The following is an 18,089-nucleotide window of genomic DNA, read 5'->3' on the forward strand; positions in this document are numbered from 1 at the left end:
GTGACACCGGTGACGACGACGTACCGCGCGGCCGCCCTGCTCGCCGCGGGCACCCTCACGGCCCTGCTGGCCGCCCCCGCCGCGGCCGCCGCCCCCGCCCCGCCCCGCCCCGACGGCCCGGCCCTCGACGGCAGCGGCGAGTGCACCTTCCCCATGAAGAAGCAGATCGAGGGCGTCCCCTGGCCGCTCCAGCGGGTCCTCCTCGACGAGCTGTGGCAGGACACCAGGGGCGAGGGCGTCCGGGTCGCGGTCATCGACACCGGCGTCGACGACGTCAACCCGCAGCTGCGCAAAGCCGTCGACGCCAAGTCGGGCAAGGACTTCCTCAAGCCCGACAAGAACAACCCCTCCTTCGGGGACGAGAAGCGCGGCAAGACCGACGGCACCGTCGACGAGGTCGGCCACGGCACCAAGGTCGCCGGCATCATCGCCGCCCGCCCCGTCAAGGGCACCGGCTTCGTCGGCCTCGCGCCCGAGGCGACGATCATCCCGATCCGGCAGAACGACGAGAAGAACAGCGGCAAGTCCGACACGATGGCGCAGGCGATCACCTACGCCGTCGACAAGGCCGGCGCCGACGTCATCAACATCTCGCAGGACACCACCCAGCCGTTGGGCCTCGACTCGCCCATGGCCAAGGCCGTGGCCCACGCGATCGAGAAGGGCGTCGTCGTCGTCGCCTCCGCCGGCAACGACGGCATGGACGGGGCCCTCAAGAAGACCTACCCGGCCGCCTTCCCCGGCGTCCTCGCCGTCGCCTCCTCCGACCGGAACAACGAACGCGCCGTCTTCTCCCAGTCCGGCCCGATGGTGGGCGTCGCCGCGCCCGGCGTCGACATCGTCTCCACCGTCCCGGGCGGCGGCCAGTGCGTCGACAACGGCACCAGCTTCTCCGCCCCGTACGTCGCCGGCGTCGCCGCCCTGCTCCGCGCCAAGTACCCGAAGTGGAGCGTGGCCCAGATCGTGACCCGGATCGAGCAGACCGCCGTCCGCTCCGTCAACGGCCGTGACGACCACGTCGGTTGGGGCGTGATCGACCCCGTACGGGCGCTCGCCGACCAGCCCGGGACGCCGGCCTCCTCGCCCGTGCCCGACCCGGGCCCGCCCAAGCCGCCGGCCCCCGAGCCGGCCCGGCTGACGCTGTCGGAGACGCCCCAGGAGCGCTCCGAACGGCTCGCCACCTACGCGTTGGGGATCGGAGGTGTCCTGGTGGCCGTGGTCGCCGGGACGGCCACCGTGATCCGCGACAGCCGCCGCAGGAGGGAGGCCCGGTGACGCGCGTATCGGTCAAGTATCGGGTCCTCCCTTTGCAGTTGGAACTGCCGCCGTCAATGGCTACAGTGACCGCTGGGGGCACGGCAGTGCGAACCCAGCACGGGGGCGGCATCAGAAGATTCCCGTCCGCATCACGACCGGATGGCCCGACGGCCGGTCCGTCGCAGCCACCGAAGGAAGAAGGGGCAAGATGTCGAAAGACCTGAACGTAACCAGTGCCGAACAGATCAAGCTCGCCGGCCGGATCCAGGACTTCTCCGACGAGCTCCAGGCCCGCATCACCTCCCTCAACGGCGTGGTGGACCGCGTCCAGGCGGGCTGGCAGGGTGCTGCGAGCAAGGAGTACGACCGGGTCCAGAACGACCTGAACCAGCGCCTGCGCAGCATGCGTGCCGAGCTCAGCAAGCTCGAGGAGATCATGCGCATGAGCGCCGACGGGTTCTCGCGCGAGGAGGAGGACCGCCTGCGGTCCTTCCGTCAGATGGACAGCGGCTCCGGCGGCGGCGCCTCCGGTGGCCAGAGCGCCATCCTCGGCGTCTGAGCCGTCCGACCCGACCAGTCCTCCGCGCCACTCTCACTTCAGGAGTCATCACCATGACCACTGCGGTCAATTACGACACCGTGACGCAGGCGGCGGCCGACACCCGGCTGACCTCCACCACCCTCACGCAGAAGCTCGACGACCTCATGGCCGAGGTCAACCGCGTCGCCTCCAACTGGGAGGGCGAGGCGAAGATCGCCTACCGCGAGAGCCAGGACCGCCTGACCCGCGACATGGCCGGCATGAACCAGGACCTGGCGCGCATCGCCCAGCTCCTCGACGAGTCGGTCGCGGGCTACCAGGACACCGACAAGGGCAACGCGGCGCGCTTCCGCATGATGTGAGCCCGCTGACGCGGGTCCGGCGGCGTGCGTCCGCGCCCGCCGCGAGACCTCGCGAACACGTGTGAGGGGGTGGCCCGTCCGACGGGCCACCCCCTCACGCGTACGTCCCTACCGAAGGTCGAACTCGCCGTCCCTGGCGCCCAGGACGAACGCGTCCCACTCGGCCTTCGTGTACCGCAGCACCGTGTCCTTGTCGAGCGACGAGCGCATCGCCACCGCGCCCCCGGGCAGCCGCGCGATCTCCACGCGCTCCTCGTCCGGGCTCGTCCCCGGCGCGCCCTGCCACTCCACGCCGGAGATGTCGAGCGCGTACAGCTCGTCCTTCTGGCGCTGCTTCTCGGCGGCCAGGGCCGCGTCCGCGCTCTCGGCGGCGGTCTCGTGGGCGTCGGTCATCGGCGCAATCCCTTCGCGGTGGTACGACGGTCCCTCCCACAGTAGTGGGAGGGACCGCTCCGCTCAGGGCCGTTCCGGGAGCTCAGTGCTGTTCGGGCAGCCAGCCCAGCTGCACCAGCGGCGTCCCGCGCTTGCGCGAAACGAACGTGCCCCGGCCCGGCGGCATCGGCCGCGCCCGGACGCCGCCCAGGATGTCGCCCTCCTGTGGATCGCCGGAGAGCAGCACGCCCTGCGCGCCCAGCTCCCGCATCCGCTGCATGAACGGCTCGTACATCGCGCGGGAGGCGCCCGCCTGACTGCGCGCCACGACGAACCGGATGCCGACGTCCCGCGCGAACGGCAGGTTCTCCACCAGAACGGCCAGCGGGTTGCCCGAGTTGGTGGCCACCAGCTCGAAGTCGTCGATCAGGACGAACAGTTGCGGACCCGACCACCAGCTGCGGTCGCGCAGCTGCTGCGGCGTGATGTCGGGCTTCGGCGCCCGCTTCGTCATCACCGTGTTGATCGCGTCCATGTGCATCTGCATGGCCGAGGCCATCGGCGCGTACTCCAGGAGGTGCGAGGGCGCCACGGCCTCCAGCATCGTCCGCCGGTAGTCGCCCACCACGATCCGCGCCTGCTCCGGCGAGTACCGCTCGCACAGCTGCTTGGCGATCAGCCGCAGCAGCGCCGTCTTGCCGGACTCGCTCTCGCCGAAGATCAGGAAGAACGGATCCGACTCGAAGTCGACGAACACCGGCTCCAGGTTCGTCTCGTCGATGCCGATCGCGATGCCGTGCTGCGGGTACTCGAAGCCCTTCGGCAGCTGCTCCGCCGGCAGCTTGCGCGGCAGCAGCCGCACCGCCGGCGCCGGGGCCCCGGTCCAGCTCGCCTTCACGGCCTGCACGAACGCCGCCGTGCCCTCCGCCAGGTCGGCCGAGGAGCTCGACCCGTCGATCCGCGGCAGCGCCCCCATGAAGTGCAGCTTCTCCGGCACCTGGCCGCGGCCCGGCACCCCGGTCGGCACGTTCGCCGCGACCTTCCGGTCGAACTCGGAGTCCATGACGTCACCGAGCCGCAGCTCCAGCCGGCCCAGCATCTGGTCCTTGAGCGCCGCCCGCACCTCCATGTACCGGGCGGCGGTGATCACCACGTGGATGCCGTAGCCCAGACCGCGCGCCGCGATGTCGGAGACGATCGGCTCCAGCATGTCGTAGTCGTTGCGGAAGGTCCCCCAGCCGTCCACGATCAGGAACACGTCGCCCCAGGCCTCACCCGGCAGTTCGCCCGCGGCCCGCTTGCGCCGGTAGGTCGCGATCGAGTCGATGGAGTGCGCGCGGAAGAACTCCTCCCGCCGGTTCAGGACGCCCATGACCTCCGCGACCGTCCGGCGCACCCGCTCCGGATCGAGCCGGGACGCCACCCCGCCGACGTGCGGCAGGTCGGCCAGCGAGACCATGCCGCCGCCACCGAAGTCCAGGCAGTAGAACTGCACTTCGGCCGGGGTGTGGGTGAGCGCGAACGAGGAGATCAGCGTCCGCATGATCGTCGACTTGCCGGACTGCGGACCGCCGACCACCATCATGTGACCGGCCGCGCCCGAGAAGTCCCGGTACAGCACCTCGCGCCGCTGCTCGAACGGCTTGTCGATGAGGCCGAGCGGCACCGTGAGCCCGCCCTGACGCGTGTACTCCGTCGCCGTGAGCCCCCGGTCCGCCGTCTGCGCGAGCCCCGGAAGCAGCTGGTCCAGTGAGGGCGCCTGGTCGAGCGGCGGCAGCCACACCTGGTGCGCCGGCACCCCCTGGCCCTCCAGACGGCGCACGATCACGTCGAGGACCGTGTCCGCGAGCGCGTCGTCCTCCTCGTCGCGCTGCGCCGTCAGATAGGCCGGGTCCGGCGCCGCGTACACCACGGGCACCGGCGCCGCCGTGAACAGCGCGGGCCGCCGCTCCACCGGCAGCTGCCCGATCTCCAGGCGCGGCCCGCCCGTCCGGTACGTCCCCGACACGTACGCCGCCTTGAAGCGGGTCATCTCGTCCGTGCCGAACTTCAGATAGCCCGAACCGGGCACCGACGGCAGGTGGTACGCGTCCGGCACTCCGATCGCCGTCCGCGACTCCGCCGCCGAGAAGGTCCGCAGACCGATCCGGTACGAGAGGTACGTGTCCAGGCCCCGCAGCTTGCCCTCCTCCAGGCGCTGCGAGGCGAGCAGCAGGTGCACGCCGAGCGAACGGCCGATGCGGCCGATCTGGATGAACATGTCGATGAAGTCGGGCTTGGCGGTGAGGAGCTCGGAGAACTCGTCGATCACCAGGACCAGCGAGGCCAGCGGTTCCAGCGGAGCACCCGCCGCCCGCGCCTTCTCGTAGTCGTGGATGTTCGCGTAGTTGCCCGCCGAGCGCAGCAGCTCCTGCCGCCGCTGGAGCTCGCCGCGGATCGCGTCGCCCATGCGGTCGACCAGGGTCAGGTCGTCCGCCAGGTTGGTGATGACCGCCGCCACGTGCGGCATCTGCGACATGCCCGCGAAGGTCGCGCCGCCCTTGAAGTCCGCGAGGACGAAGTTCAGCGTCTCCGAGGAGTGCGTCACCGCCAGACCGAGCACCAGCGTGCGAAGGAGCTCCGACTTTCCGGAACCCGTCGCGCCGACGCACAGACCGTGCGGGCCCATGCCCTCCTGCGCCGCCTCCTTCAGGTCCAGCATGACCGGCTGGCCGTCCTCGCCGACACCGATCGGCACCCGGAGGCGTTCGGCCACCGACCGGGGGCGCCAGGTCCGCGTCACGTCCACCGAGGCCGCGTCGCCCAGGTTCAGCAGATCCGTGAAGTCCAGGTTGGCGAGCAGCGGCTCGTCGTCGTCCCCGCCGCCCATCCGCAGCGGCGCCAGCTGCCGGGCCAGCGCCTCGGCCGCCGGCAGCGAGATGCCGTCCGGCACCCCCTCGTACGCGTAGCCGCCGCCCGACTCCAGCCGCAGCCGGCCCGGCCGTACCACCACCGAGAGACCACCGCGCGGCTCGTCGAGCTCCCCGGGGACGACCTCCACGATCGTCACGCCCTGAAGGCCCTCGGGCGCCGCGAGCAGCGAGTCCGGCGGCACCATCCCGCCGTCCAGGATCACCACCACGTGCGGCTGGTCGAGCACCGGCTGGCTCTCCCGGGAGAACCGCGTCCGCCCGTCCAGCTTCGAGCGGACCAGGTTCTCCAGCTCACCGAGGTCGTCGCCGAACAGGCGCTTCGTGCCCGCCCCGTCGACCTGCCCCGGCACCTGCGTGTGCGGCAGCCACTTCGTCCAGTCCCAGCGCTCCTGCGCAGGCCGCGCCGCCACCACGGCGAGCATCAGGTCCTCGGGGGAGTGCAGCGTCACCAGCTGCGCCACGAGCGCCCGCGCCGCCGCCTGCGCCGACTCCGGATCGCCCGACACCGTCACGTGGTAGAACGCCCGCATCGAGACCGCCATCGGCAGTCCGTCCAACGTCCCGTGCACCGCCAGGAACTGCTGCATCGCACCCGCGCACAGCGGCTCCAGCTCGTCCACCGGAGCCGTGTCCGGCGCCACCAGGGGAGTCGCCAACTGCTGCGCCCCGAGACCGATCCGCGCCTGTCCGAAGTCGTGGTCGCCGACCCGGCGCTCCCACACCCGGGAACCCTCGGCCACCACCGACCACAACTGCTCGGGAGCGGGGTGCAGATACAGCTGCGCGTCCCGCTGCCTGCGCGCCGTGCGCCGGACCGTACGCCGGGTCTGCGCGAGGTATTTGAGGTAGTCGCGGCGGACATCGGCCATTTGCCCCTGCGTACCGCGACGGAATCTGACGAACTGGGCGATGGCCATTCCGACCGTCGACGCCAGCATCAGCGAGCCCATGATCCGCATGATCGGCGACGGCGTCATGAAGAAGAAGACGACCGACGAACCCATACCGAGCATCGGCAGGAGCTGCATCAACGCCGACTCCTGCTGTCCCCGCGGAAGTTCCGGCGGAGGCTCCAGGACCAGCTCTTCACCGGGCACTTCCGGAGGAAGGGACCTCGGCGGGCGTTTGACGACGATCTGGCTCACCGGCGCATCAATCCCTCGTTGGAGGCGGGCTCGTGGCGGGAGCATCCGCACGCCACCCCTGTCGGCAGCCGAGTGCGCGGACTTCCCCCATGGGACGGCGATCCTACTTGCAGCCCCCACCGGCCGTCCCCGGTAGGGTGGCGCGCGCATCGTGCGCAACCGCGAATCAGAACGGGCGCAACCGCGAACCGGACGGACGCAACCGCGAATCAGGGGGTCCACACACGTGAGTACGACCGCAACGACCGGCTTCTGCCGCGTCACCGTCGTGGCGCCGGACAGCCGCATCGACGTCGCGCTCCCCGAGGACATCGCCGTCGCCGACGTCTACCCGGAGATCCTGCGCCTCACCGGCCAGACCCAGGCGCCCGGCACCCCGACCGGCTACCACCTGGTCCGCCGCGACGGATCCGTCCTCGACGGCGCCCGCACCCTCGTCGCCCAGCAGGTCCTCGACGGCGAGGTGCTCTCGCTGCGCCCCTTCGCCCAGTCCCTCCCGCCGGCCGTCTACGACGACGTCTCCGACGCCGTCGCCTCCGCCGTCACCCGGGACCGGCACCTGTGGAGCGACGAACTGCTGCGCGGCGCCGGACTCCTCGGCGGCGTGCTGCTCCTCGTCCTCATGGGCTTCGTCCTCTGGTTCGCCGACCCGGTCCGCCACGACATGCACAGCCTCCCCGGGATCGTCGCGGGCGCCGCCGGCCTCCTCCTCACCGCCTTCGCCGGCGTCCGCGCCCGCGTCTACGCGGACCGGGCCACCGCCGTCGCCCTCGGCCTTGGCGCCCTGCCGCTGCTCCTCATCGCCGGCTCCGGCATCATCGCCGCCGACGCCGGTCAGGGCCCCGGGCGCCTGCAGTTCCTGCTCGGCTCCGTCACCGTCCTCGTCGCCTCCGTGGCCCTCGTCGCGCTCACCCCCAGCGGGGACGCCCCCTTCGTCGCCGCCACCTTCCTCGCCGGCGTCGGCACCCTCGCCACCTTCCTGATGATCCTCACGGAGACCACCGCCACCGAGGCGGCCGCCACCTGCGCCCCCGTCGCCATCGGCCTGGTCGCCTTCCTGCCCGGCCTCTCCGCCCGCTTCGCCCGCCTCCCCATCGGCTACGCCGCCCCGCGCAGCGCCGCCGCCGACGACTTCTCCGCCGACCCGCAGAACGAGGAGGCGCAGCCCGTCGACGGCGAGCGCATCGCGCTCCAGGCCCGCCGCGGCCACGAGATGCTCCTCGGCCTGGTCGGCGGCTGCGCGGCCGTCGTCGTCGGCTCCGCCGCCGTCCTCGGCTTCGCCGGGAACGTCTGGGGCCAGCTCCTCGCCCTCGCCGCCGGCCTCGCGATGCTTCTGCGCGCCCGCCTCTTCCGGTACACCTCACAGGTCGCCTGCGTCCTCGTCGCCGGCATCGCCGCCATCGCGCTGCTCGTCCTCGGCCTCTCCCTCAACCCGCCGGCCGACCTGGTCAAGGACCTCCTCATGTACGGGGACCGCGGCGGCCTCGACGTCCGGACGATCTGGCTCACCGCCGCCGTCGCCGCCGGTGCCGCGCTGATCACCGCGATCGGTCTGATCATCCCGAAGAAGGGCCTCTCGCCCTTCTGGGGCCGCCTCCTCGACCTCGCCGAGGGCTTCGTCCTGCTCTCCCTCGTCCCGCTCTGCCTCGCGGTCCTCGACGTCTTCGACCAGGTCCGCTCCCTCACCAGCAAGTAGGAGGGCGATACGGGAGCGCTCGGGCGAGCTGGTACGCTGTGTGACGGCCGTTTGTGTACGCGCTCCCGGAAGTCTTCCCAGGCCCTGGAAGCTGCGCCCATCGGACCTTCGCCCGTCGAGTCACGGAAGCTTCCCCTGAGAACTGGACCAGGGGCACTCGCGGGCGCACGAACACCAAGAGGAGATCCGCGTGGCTCTCGACGCCGCTGTCAAGAAGCAGATCATGGCCGAGTTCGGCACCAAGGAGGGCGACACCGGCTCCCCCGAGGTCCAGGTCGCGATGCTGTCCCGTCGCATCTCGGACCTGACCGAGCACCTCAAGCAGCACAAGCACGACCACCACTCCCGTCGTGGCCTGCTGATCCTGGTCGGCCAGCGCCGCCGCCTGCTGCAGTACCTGGCGAAGAAGGACATCCAGCGCTTCCGTACGCTGGTCGACCGCCTCGGCATCCGCCGCGGTGCGGCCGGCGGCGCCAAGTAAGACGCCATGAGGGAGCGGTTCCCACTTTCAGGGGGCCGCTCCCTTTGCTGTACGTGCACAAAGTGCGCATCGGCACTTAGGCTGGTCGCACAACCCCGTACGACGAGCGTGAAGCCGCCGGCCAGCCGCCGGTCCTCGGTAGTGGCCCCCGGAGACGAAGATCCGGGTGCTTCGATCGAAGACCGGCCCGCACCCAGGGCGAGCTTCTCCGCCTCCGTCGCACACCGTCCCCGGCCACACGGGCCGAAGGACGCAAAGACGAACACGTAGGAGAAACCCATAGTGGAGAACGAGACCCACTACGCCGAGGCCGTCATCGACAACGGCGTCTTCGGTACCCGCACCATCCGCTTCGAGACCGGCCGTCTGGCCAAGCAGGCCGCCGGCTCCGCCGTCGCCTACCTGGACGACGAGACGATGGTCCTCTCGGCGACCACCGCCTCGAAGCGCCCCAAGGACCAGCTCGACTTCTTCCCCCTCACGGTGGACGTCGAGGAGCGGCAGTACGCGGCCGGCAAGATCCCCGGCTCCTTCTTCCGCCGCGAGGGCCGCCCCTCCGAGGACGCCGTCCTCACCTGCCGCCTGATCGACCGGCCGCTGCGCCCCTCCTTCAAGAAGGGCCTGCGCAACGAGATCCAGATCGTCGAGACGATCATGGCGCTCAACCCCGACCACCTGTACGACGTGGTCGCGATCAACGCCGCCTCGGCCTCCACGATCCTGGCGGGCCTGCCCTTCTCCGGCCCCATCGGTGCCACCCGCGTCGCCCTGATCAAGGGCCAGTGGGTCGCCTTCCCGACGCACACCGAGCTCGAGGACGCCGTCTTCGACATGGTCGTCGCCGGTCGCGTCCTGGAGGACGGCGACGTCGCGATCATGATGGTCGAGGCCGAGGCCACCGAGAAGACCGTCCAGCTGGTCAAGGACGGCGCCGAGGCGCCGACCGAGGAGGTCGTCGCCGCCGGTCTCGAGGCCGCGAAGCCCTTCATCAAGGTCCTCTGCAAGGCCCAGTCGGACCTCGCCGCCAAGGCCGCCAAGCCCACCGGCGAGTTCCCGGTCTTCCTGGACTACCAGGACGACGTCCTGGAGGCGCTCACCGCCGCCGTCAAGGACGAGCTCGCCCAGGCGCTCACCATCGCCGGCAAGCAGGAGCGCGAGACCGAGCTCGACCGCATCAAGGAGATCGCCGCCGAGAAGCTCCTCCCGGCCTTCGAGGGCCGCGAGAAGGAGATCTCCGGCGCCTACCGCGCGCTGACCAAGAAGCTGGTCCGCGAGCGGATCATCAAGGACAAGGTCCGCATCGACGGCCGCGGCATCACGGACATCCGTACGCTCGCCGCCGAGGTCGAGGCCATCCCGCGCGTGCACGGCTCGGCGCTGTTCGAGCGTGGCGAGACCCAGATCCTGGGCGTCACCACCCTCAACATGCTCCGCATGGAGCAGCAGCTGGACACCCTCTCCCCGGTGACCCGCAAGCGCTACATGCACAACTACAACTTCCCGCCGTACTCCGTCGGCGAGACCGGCCGCGTGGGCTCGCCCAAGCGCCGCGAGATCGGCCACGGCGCCCTCGCCGAGCGCGCCCTCGTGCCGGTCCTCCCGACCCGCGAGGAGTTCCCCTACGCGATCCGCCAGGTGTCCGAGGCCCTCGGCTCCAACGGCTCGACGTCCATGGGCTCGGTCTGCGCCTCCACCATGTCGCTGCTGAACGCCGGTGTGCCGCTGAAGGCCCCCGTCGCCGGCATCGCCATGGGCCTCATCTCCGAGGACATCGACGGCCAGACGCACTACGTCGCCCTCACCGACATCCTCGGTGCGGAGGACGCCTTCGGCGACATGGACTTCAAGGTCGCCGGCACGAAGGAGTTCGTCACCGCCCTCCAGCTCGACACCAAGCTGGACGGCATCCCGGCCTCCGTCCTGGCCGCGGCCCTCAAGCAGGCCCGTGACGCCCGCCTCCACATCCTCGACGTGATGATGGAAGCGATCGACAAGCCGGACGAGATGTCCCCGAACGCCCCGCGGATCATCACCGTCAAGATCCCCGTGGACAAGATCGGCGAGGTCATCGGCCCCAAGGGCAAGATGATCAACCAGATCCAGGAGGACACCGGCGCCGAGATCACGATCGAGGACGACGGCACCATCTACATCGGTGCCGCCGACGGCCCGGCCGCCGAGGCCGCCCGCGCCACGATCAACGGCATCGCCAACCCGACCATGCCGGAGGTCGGCGAGCGCTACCTGGGCACGGTCGTCAAGACCACCACCTTCGGTGCCTTCGTCTCCCTGCTCCCGGGCAAGGACGGCCTGCTGCACATCTCGCAGATCCGCAAGCTCGCCGGCGGCAAGCGCGTGGAGAACGTCGAGGACGTGCTCGCGATCGGCTCCAAGGTCCAGGTCGAGATCGCCGAGATCGACCAGCGCGGCAAGCTCTCCCTGATCCCCGTGATCGCGGACGAGGACGGCGCCGAGGGCGACAAGGACGACGCTGCCAAGTGACGTCCCGTAGTTCCCGCGCGACGGCCCGCCCCTCTTCGGAGGGGCGGGCCGTCGCCCGTACCCAAACGCTTCTCCCGGGCAAGGACGGCATCGGCACGGTCCGGCGCACGATCCTCCCCGGCGGCCTGAGGATCGTCACCGAGACCCTCCCCTCCGTGCGCTCCGCCACCTTCGGCATCTGGGCGCACGTCGGCTCCCGCGACGAGACCCCGACGCTCAACGGCGCGACCCACTACCTGGAGCACCTCCTCTTCAAGGGCACCCACAAGCGGTCCGCCCTCGACATCTCCGCCGCGCTCGACGCGGTCGGCGGCGAGATGAACGCCTTCACGGCGAAGGAGTACACCTGCTACTACGCCCGGGTCCTCGACACCGACCTGCCGCTGGCGATCGACGTCGTCTGCGACATGCTCACCGACTCGCTCATCCTCGACGAGGACGTGGACGCCGAGCGCGGCGTCATCCTCGAGGAGATCGCGATGACCGAGGACGACCCCGGCGACGTCGTGCACGACCTGTTCGCGCAGACGATGTTCGGCGACACCCCGCTGGGCCGCCCGGTCCTCGGCACCGTCGACACGATCAACGCGCTCAGCCGCGGCCAGATCGCCCGCTTCTACAAGAAGCACTACGACCCGACCCACCTGGTCGTCGCCTGCGCGGGCAACGTCGACCACGCCACGGTGGTGCGCCAGGTCCGCCGCGCCTTCGAGAAGGCCGGCGCCCTCGGGCGCCCCGACGCCGTCCCCGTCGCCCCCCGCGTGGGCGCCCGGACCCTCCGCACGGCGGGCCGCGTCGAGCTCCTGAACCGCAAGACCGAGCAGGCCCACGTGGTCCTCGGCATGCCGGGCCTGTCCCGCACCGACGAGCGCCGCTGGGCCCTCGGCGTGCTGAACACCGCCCTCGGCGGCGGCATGTCCTCCCGCCTCTTCCAGGAGGTCCGGGAGAAGCGCGGCCTGGCCTACAGCGTGTACTCGTACACCTCGGGCTTCGCCGACTGCGGCCTCTTCGGGGTGTACGCGGGCTGCCGGCCCAGCCAGGTCCACGACGTCCTGAAGATCTGCCGCGACGAGCTCGACAAGGTCGCCTCGGACGGCCTCACGGACGAGGAGATCACCCGCGCCGTGGGCCAGCTCTCCGGCTCGACCGTGCTCGGCCTGGAGGACACCGGCGCGCTGATGAACCGCATCGGCAAGAGCGAGCTGTGCTGGGGCACCCAGATGTCGGTCGACGACATGCTCTCCCGGATCGCGGCGGTCACCCCGGACGAGGTCCGCGAGGTCGCCCGCGATGTACTGGAGCAGCGGCCCTCGCTGTCGGTGATCGGCCCGCTGAAGGACAAGCAGGCGGACCGCCTCCACCGAGCGGTCTCCTGACCCACGAAGTCCCCCTTAAGGAAGAGCAATGAGCAAGCTGCGTGTGGCGGTCCTCGGAGCCAAGGGCCGCATCGGCTCCGAGGCGGTCAAGGCCGTCGAGGCCGCCGAGGACATGGAACTGGTCGCGGCCCTCGGCCGCGGCGACGGCCTGGAGGCGCTCACCGGGGCGGGCGCCCAGGTCGTCGTCGAGCTGACCACCCCGGACTCGGTCATGGAGAACCTCGACTTCTGCGTGCGCCACGGCATCCACGCGGTCGTCGGCACCACCGGCTGGACCGAGGACCGCCTCGCGCAGCTGAACGGCTGGCTCGCCGCCTCCCCGGAGACCGGCGTCCTCATCGCCCCGAACTTCTCCATCGGCGCGGTCCTCACCATGAAGTTCGCGCAGATCGCGGCCCCGTACTTCGAGTCGGTCGAGGTCGTCGAGCTGCACCACCCGAACAAGGTGGACGCCCCCTCCGGTACGGCCACCCGCACCGCCCAGCTGATCGCCGAGGCCCGGTCGAAGGCAGGCTGCGCCCCGCAGCCCGACGCCACGACCACCGCCCTGGACGGGGCGCGCGGTGCGAACGTCGACGGAGTCCCCGTGCACGCGGTGCGCCTCCGGGGCCTGCTGGCCCACCAGGAGGTGCTGCTCGGCGGCGAGGGCGAGACCCTCACCGTCCGCCACGACTCCCTGCACCACTCCAGCTTCATGCCGGGCATCCTGCTGGGAGCCCGCCGCGTGACCACGACTCCGGGCCTCACCTTCGGCCTGGAGCACTTCCTGGACCTGGGCTGACGGCCATGGGCGGAAAGATCACGTACGTCTTCCTGGCCACCGTGCTCGTGCTCGTCTTCGGCGTGGTGGGGATGGAGGGCGTCCTGCTGCTCCTCACGGGCGAGCCGGCCGCCATGGGCATGGGCGCGGTGGCGTTCCTGCTGCCCGTCGTGGGCGGCTGGTTCCTCTGGAAGAACACCCGGTTCGCGCGTCAGGCGGGCCGCCTCGCCTCCGAGCTGGAGGCCGAGGGCGGCCTGCCCGTCGACGACCTGAAGCGCACGCAGGGCGGCCGGATCGACCGGGACTCGGCCGACGAGGTCTTCGCCCTGCGCAAGGCCGAGACGGAGGACTCACCCGAGGACTGGCGCTGCTGGTTCCGGCTCGCGGTGGCCTACCACGACGCCCGGGACACCCCCCGGGCCCGCAAGGCGATGCAGCGGGCCATCGCGCTCCACGAGGGGCGCCCGGCCGGCGCGTAGCGGCCCGGGTCCGTCCTTCGGATCGGGCCGGATCAGGGGGACGGGCCTCAGGCCGCGCCGTACTCGGCGTTCCAGGCCTCGACCGTGTCGGCCGCCCGGTCGAAGGCCTCGACGCGGGAGAGGAAGTCGGCGTTGTGGTCGGTGAGCAGCAGCAGCTGCTCACCACCCTGCCGGTCGAGCACCAGGGCCTGGCCCTGGACCGCACGGGGGAGGCCCAGCCAGCGCACCGGCTGCTGGGTGGTCCGCAGGGACGTCACCTTCGCCCAGGGCACGGTGACGGTCGAGAAGAAGCCCACGCGCCGCACGCCGGCGCGGCTCACCCAGGCGCCCATGCGCAGCATCCGCAGGGCGGCCGCGATGACGAGCAGGGCGATGCCGAACGTGACGCACGCGCCGCCGAAGGCTCCGGCGAAGGCGATGATCACGGCGGCGAGCAGGACGAAGGACGCGAGGAGCAGCGCGAGCGCCGCCGTCCCCACCCGCCACGACCCCGGCCGGTACGGCCGTCGCCACTGGTCGTGGTCGTCGAACGGCAGGGCGACGTGGTCGGTCGTGTCAAAAGCACGGTCGGCCGTCAGGAAGGGCAGGGGCACGACAGGTCCTCACTCACAAGCACGCTCGAAGGGGCGGTGCCCGGTGAGGCTACCTCAGCGGTTGTCGGAGGCCTCGGACTGCTGCTGACGAGTGGCCGAGTCACCCGACTGGAGCGAGGGCATTCCCAGGACGAGAGACCCGACGAGGCCGGCCACGACGGTCAGCCCGAGCAGGGCGCGGCCCACGATCTGCGAGGCGCTGAGGCGCTCCCGGGGCGGTGGAGTGACGTTACTGCGGAAGTGGTCGGCCTCCGCGACGAACGCGAACGGTACGGCCTCTCGCCGGCGGAACATCAGAGCCACTCTCCTTCTTCGTCGTGCTGCGTCACAGGTACAGACGACGGAACCGACGTTTTGGTGCCCTTTTTCATCAAAGCGGCCGAATCTCATCCTCCGGTAGGACGTCACGGGTGTGTAGAGATTCGGGCAGGCCGTCCGACCGTCCGGCCCTACAGGCACACATGTCCGAAAGCACGATACGAAGTGTCCGTATTGCGACGTTTCGAGAAGTTCATCTAGGCTGATCAAACGGACCCGGCGCTGCCTGAACCCCCGAGCAGGCAGCGCCGGGCTCCCTTTCTCCCGTCCCCCTCCGGGGCACCCGGCGCTGAGCAGCGAGTAGCGTGTTACCCATGGCTCCGATCTCCACTCCGCAGACCCCCTTCGGGCGGGTCCTCACCGCCATGGTCACGCCCTTCACGGCGGACGGCGCACTCGACCTCGACGGTGCCCAGCGACTCGCCACCCACCTGGTGGACGCAGGCAACGACGGCCTCGTCATCAACGGCACCACCGGCGAGTCCCCCACCACCAGCGACGCGGAGAAATCGGAGCTCGTACGAGCGGTGCTGGAGGCGGTCGGCGACCGCGCCCACGTCGTCGCCGGCATCGGCACCAACGACACCCACCACTCCGTCGAACTGGCCCGCACCGCCGAGCGCGACGGCGCCCACGGCCTCCTCGCCGTGACCCCTTACTACAACAAGCCCCCGCAGGAGGGCCTGTACCGGCACTTCTCGGCCATCGCCGACGCCACCGGCCTCCCCGTGATGCTGTACGACATCCCCGGCCGCAGCGGCGTCCCGATCGACACCGAGACGATCGTCCGCCTCGCCGAGCACCCGCGCATCGTCGCCAACAAGGACGCCAAGGGCGACCTCGGCCGCGCCAGCTGGGCCATCGCCCGCTCCGGCCTCGCCTGGTACTCCGGCGACGACATGCTCAACCTGCCGCTGCTCTCCGTCGGCGCCTGCGGCTTCGTCTCCGTCGTCGGCCACCTCGTCACCCCGGAGCTCCGCGCCCTCCTCGACGCCCACCTCGGCGGCGAGGTCCAGAAGGCCACCGAGATCCACCAGAAGCTGCTGCCGGTCTACACCGGCATGTTCCGCACCCAGGGCGTCATGACCACCAAGGCCGCGCTCGCCCTCCAGGGCCTCCCGGCCGGACCGCTGCGCCTGCCGCTCGTCGAACTCTCCGCACAGGAGACCGAGCAGCTCAAGGTCGACCTGGCCGCCGGCGGGGTAGAACTCTGACAACGGACTTCACAACTGAACACTGACAACAGCAAGTGCACGATTGTCATGCGCGCCACGTGCCCGACCGGTACGTGGCGCGCATGGTGAGGAGAGTCTTTTGAGTCATCCGCATCCTGAACTCGGCGCCCCGCCGAAGCTGCCCAAGGGCGGCCTGCGCGTCATCCCGCTCGGCGGCCTCGGTGAGATCGGCCGCAACATGACGGTCTTCGAGTTCGACGGCCGTCTGCTGATCGTCGACTGCGGCGTCCTCTTCCCCGAGGAGGAGCAGCCCGGCGTCGACCTGATCCTGCCGGACTTCAGCATCATCCGGGACCGCCTCGACGACATCGAGGGCATCGTGCTCACGCACGGGCACGAGGACCACATCGGCGCCGTCCCCTACCTGCTCCGGCTGAAGCCGGACATCCCGCTCATCGGCTCCAAGCTGACCCTCGCCCTGATCGAGGCGAAGCTCCAGGAGCACCGCATCCGCCCCTACACCCTGGAGGTGAAGGAGGGCGACCGCGAGGTCATGGGCCCCTTCGACTGCGAGTTCGTCGCCGTCAACCACTCCATCCCGGACGCCCTGGCCGTCGCCGTCCGCACCCCCGCGGGCATGGTCGTCGCCACCGGCGACTTCAAGATGGACCAGCTCCCGATGGACGGCCGCCTCACGGACCTCCACGCGTTCGCGCGGCTCAGCGAGGAGGGCATCGACCTCCTCCTGTCCGACTCGACGAACGCCGAGGTCCCGGGCTTCGTCCCGCCGGAGCGGGACATCTCCAACGTCCTGCGGAACGTCTTCGCGAACGCCCCCAAGCGCATCATCGTGGCCAGCTTCGCCAGCCACGTGCACCGCATCCAGCAGATCATCGACGCCGCCCACGAGTACGGCCGCCGCGTCGCCTTCGTCGGTCGCTCGATGGTCCGCAACATGGGCATCGCCCGCGACCTGGGCTACCTCCGCGTCCCGGCCGGCCTCGTCGTGGACGTGAAGACCCTCGACGACCTGCCGGACGACGAGGTCGTGCTGGTCTGCACGGGCTCCCAGGGCGAGCCGATGGCGGCCCTGTCCCGCATGGCCAACCGCGACCACCAGATCCGCATCGTCCCCGGCGACACGGTGATCCTCGCGTCCTCGCTCATCCCGGGCAACGAGAACGCGGTCTACCGCGTGATCAACGGCCTGACCCGCTGGGGCGCGAACGTGGTCCACAAGGGCAACGCCAAGGTCCACGTCTCGGGCCACGCCTCGGCCGGCGAGCTGCTGTACTTCTACAACATCTGCAAGCCGAAGAACCTCATGCCGGTCCACGGCGAATGGCGCCACCTGCGCGCCAACGCCGAGCTCGGCGCGATGACGGGCATCCCCAAGGACCACATCGTCATCGCCGAGGACGGCGTCGTCGTCGACCTGGTCGACGGCCGCGCCCGCATCACCGGCAAGGTCCAGGCGGGCTACGTGTACGTGGACGGCCTCTCGGTCGGCGACGTCACCGAGACCTCCCTCAAGGACCGCCGCATCCTCGGCGAGGAGGGCATCATCTCGGTCTTCGTCGTCGTCGACTCGTCGACCGGCAAGATCGTGGGCGGCCCGCACGTCCACGCCCGGGGCTCCGGCATCGACGACTCCGCCTTCGACGCGGTGCTCCCGAAGATCGACCAGGCCCTCAACAAGTCGGCCCAGGACGGCGTGGTCGAGCCCCACCAGCTCCAGCAGCTGATCCGCCGCTCCGTCGGCAAGTGGGTCTCCGACACCTACCGCCGACGCCCGATGATCCTCCCGGTCGTCGTCGAGGTCTGAGACGCCTGACCAGCGCAACAGCGGAGCGGGGCTCCTCGATTTGCATCGGGGCGCCCCGCTCCAGTACGTTTACGGCTCCGCCAGATCGGGAAGTCCCCGGCGCCGCAGTGCGCCCGGAGGACGAACCGGGAGGCGGGAAATCCGACTCAGAACTTCTGATAAAGTCGGAACACGCCGGAAGGCCTCGAAGAAAACAAATTCGGGACCGGAAAGCACCGAGGAAATCGGATCGGAAAGATCTGATAGAGTCGGAAACGAAGGAAGCGCCCGGAGGGCCCGGAAACGGGACCGAAGG

15 protein-coding genes are annotated in these 18,089 nt (G+C 70.7%); 11 read left to right on the plus strand and 4 right to left on the minus strand.

Features of this window, described 5'->3' with window-relative positions:
- Nucleotides 1–9 precede the first annotated feature (9 nt).
- From mycP to ACIGW4_RS17150, 3 genes are all read left to right on the plus strand, one after another.
- Nucleotides 10–1,275, plus strand: a complete 1,266-nt coding sequence (gene mycP, locus ACIGW4_RS17140) for a type VII secretion-associated serine protease mycosin (protein WP_399581266.1) — start codon at nt 10–12, stop codon at nt 1,273–1,275.
- 190 nt (nt 1,276–1,465) lie between these two features.
- Nucleotides 1,466–1,816 carry a WXG100 family type VII secretion target gene (locus ACIGW4_RS17145; protein WP_123455689.1) on the plus strand — a complete coding sequence of 117 codons (351 nt, stop codon included), beginning with the start codon at nt 1,466–1,468 and terminating at the stop codon, nt 1,814–1,816.
- A 53-nt stretch (nt 1,817–1,869) separates the two neighbouring features.
- Nucleotides 1,870–2,160, plus strand: coding sequence for a WXG100 family type VII secretion target (locus ACIGW4_RS17150; protein WP_123455690.1), 291 nt, complete (start codon nt 1,870–1,872; stop codon nt 2,158–2,160).
- Between the two features lie 108 nt (nt 2,161–2,268).
- Here ACIGW4_RS17150 and ACIGW4_RS17155 read toward each other — a convergent pair whose 3' ends face one another.
- A complete protein-coding gene (locus ACIGW4_RS17155; protein ID WP_123455691.1) occupies nt 2,269–2,553 on the minus strand; it encodes a DUF397 domain-containing protein in 285 nt (94 codons plus the stop codon).
- Nucleotides 2,554–2,635: 82 nt separating this feature from the next.
- Nucleotides 2,636–6,589: a type VII secretion protein EccCa gene (eccCa, locus tag ACIGW4_RS17160; protein ID WP_399581269.1), complete on the minus strand. Its 3,954-nt coding sequence runs from the start codon at nt 6,587–6,589 to the stop codon at nt 2,636–2,638.
- A gap of 226 nt (nt 6,590–6,815) precedes the next feature.
- Here eccCa and eccD point away from each other — a divergent pair, with 226 nt between their 5' ends.
- The 6 genes from eccD to ACIGW4_RS17190 all read left to right on the plus strand — a co-directional run bounded on the left by eccD (nt 6,816) and on the right by ACIGW4_RS17190 (nt 13,883).
- Nucleotides 6,816–8,285 carry a type VII secretion integral membrane protein EccD gene (gene eccD / locus ACIGW4_RS17165; RefSeq protein ID WP_359592400.1) on the plus strand — a complete coding sequence of 490 codons (1,470 nt, stop codon included), beginning with the start codon at nt 6,816–6,818 and terminating at the stop codon, nt 8,283–8,285.
- Between the two features lie 190 nt (nt 8,286–8,475).
- Nucleotides 8,476–8,766, plus strand: a complete 291-nt coding sequence (rpsO, locus tag ACIGW4_RS17170; protein ID WP_015036567.1) for a 30S ribosomal protein S15 — start codon at nt 8,476–8,478, stop codon at nt 8,764–8,766.
- Between the two features lie 282 nt (nt 8,767–9,048).
- Nucleotides 9,049–11,268 (plus strand): polyribonucleotide nucleotidyltransferase, encoded by a 2,220-nt coding sequence (locus ACIGW4_RS17175; RefSeq protein ID WP_123455694.1) that lies wholly within the window; start codon nt 9,049–9,051, stop codon nt 11,266–11,268.
- Complete coding sequence (locus ACIGW4_RS17180; RefSeq protein WP_399581273.1) at nt 11,265–12,644, plus strand: M16 family metallopeptidase; 1,380 nt, start codon at nt 11,265–11,267, stop codon at nt 12,642–12,644. Before ACIGW4_RS17175 ends, ACIGW4_RS17180 begins: the two co-directional genes overlap by 4 nt.
- 28 nt (nt 12,645–12,672) lie before the next feature.
- Entirely contained in the window at nt 12,673–13,425 is a 753-nt protein-coding gene (gene dapB, locus ACIGW4_RS17185; protein WP_398713381.1) for a 4-hydroxy-tetrahydrodipicolinate reductase, read from the plus strand.
- Nucleotides 13,426–13,430: 5 nt separating this feature from the next.
- A complete protein-coding gene (locus ACIGW4_RS17190; RefSeq protein ID WP_123455697.1) occupies nt 13,431–13,883 on the plus strand; it encodes a hypothetical protein in 453 nt (150 codons plus the stop codon).
- A gap of 47 nt (nt 13,884–13,930) precedes the next feature.
- Here the strand turns inward: ACIGW4_RS17190 and ACIGW4_RS17195 are convergent, their stop codons facing one another.
- Together ACIGW4_RS17195 and ACIGW4_RS17200 are read right to left on the minus strand one after the other, a co-directional pair.
- On the minus strand, nt 13,931–14,476 hold the full coding sequence (locus ACIGW4_RS17195; protein ID WP_399581277.1) for a hypothetical protein: 546 nt from the start codon (nt 14,474–14,476) through the stop codon (nt 13,931–13,933).
- A 54-nt stretch (nt 14,477–14,530) separates the two neighbouring features.
- The gene (locus ACIGW4_RS17200; RefSeq protein ID WP_123455699.1) at nt 14,531–14,770 is read right to left on the minus strand and encodes a hypothetical protein; all 240 of its coding nucleotides are present in this window, start codon (nt 14,768–14,770) and stop codon (nt 14,531–14,533) included.
- Between the two features lie 338 nt (nt 14,771–15,108).
- Here ACIGW4_RS17200 and dapA point away from each other — a divergent pair, with 338 nt between their 5' ends.
- Together dapA and ACIGW4_RS17210 are read left to right on the plus strand one after the other, a co-directional pair.
- Nucleotides 15,109–16,008 (plus strand): 4-hydroxy-tetrahydrodipicolinate synthase, encoded by a 900-nt coding sequence (gene dapA, locus ACIGW4_RS17205; RefSeq protein WP_123455700.1) that lies wholly within the window; start codon nt 15,109–15,111, stop codon nt 16,006–16,008.
- 100 nt (nt 16,009–16,108) lie between these two features.
- Nucleotides 16,109–17,794, plus strand: coding sequence for a ribonuclease J (locus tag ACIGW4_RS17210; RefSeq protein ID WP_123455701.1), 1,686 nt, complete (start codon nt 16,109–16,111; stop codon nt 17,792–17,794).
- Nucleotides 17,795–18,089: the final 295 nt, after the last annotated feature.

Origin of the sequence: Streptomyces sp. NPDC053513, from assembly GCF_044544765.1 — a bacterium.
In the GTDB taxonomy this organism is placed as follows: Bacteria; Actinomycetota; Actinomycetes; order Streptomycetales; family Streptomycetaceae; genus Streptomyces; species Streptomyces litmocidini.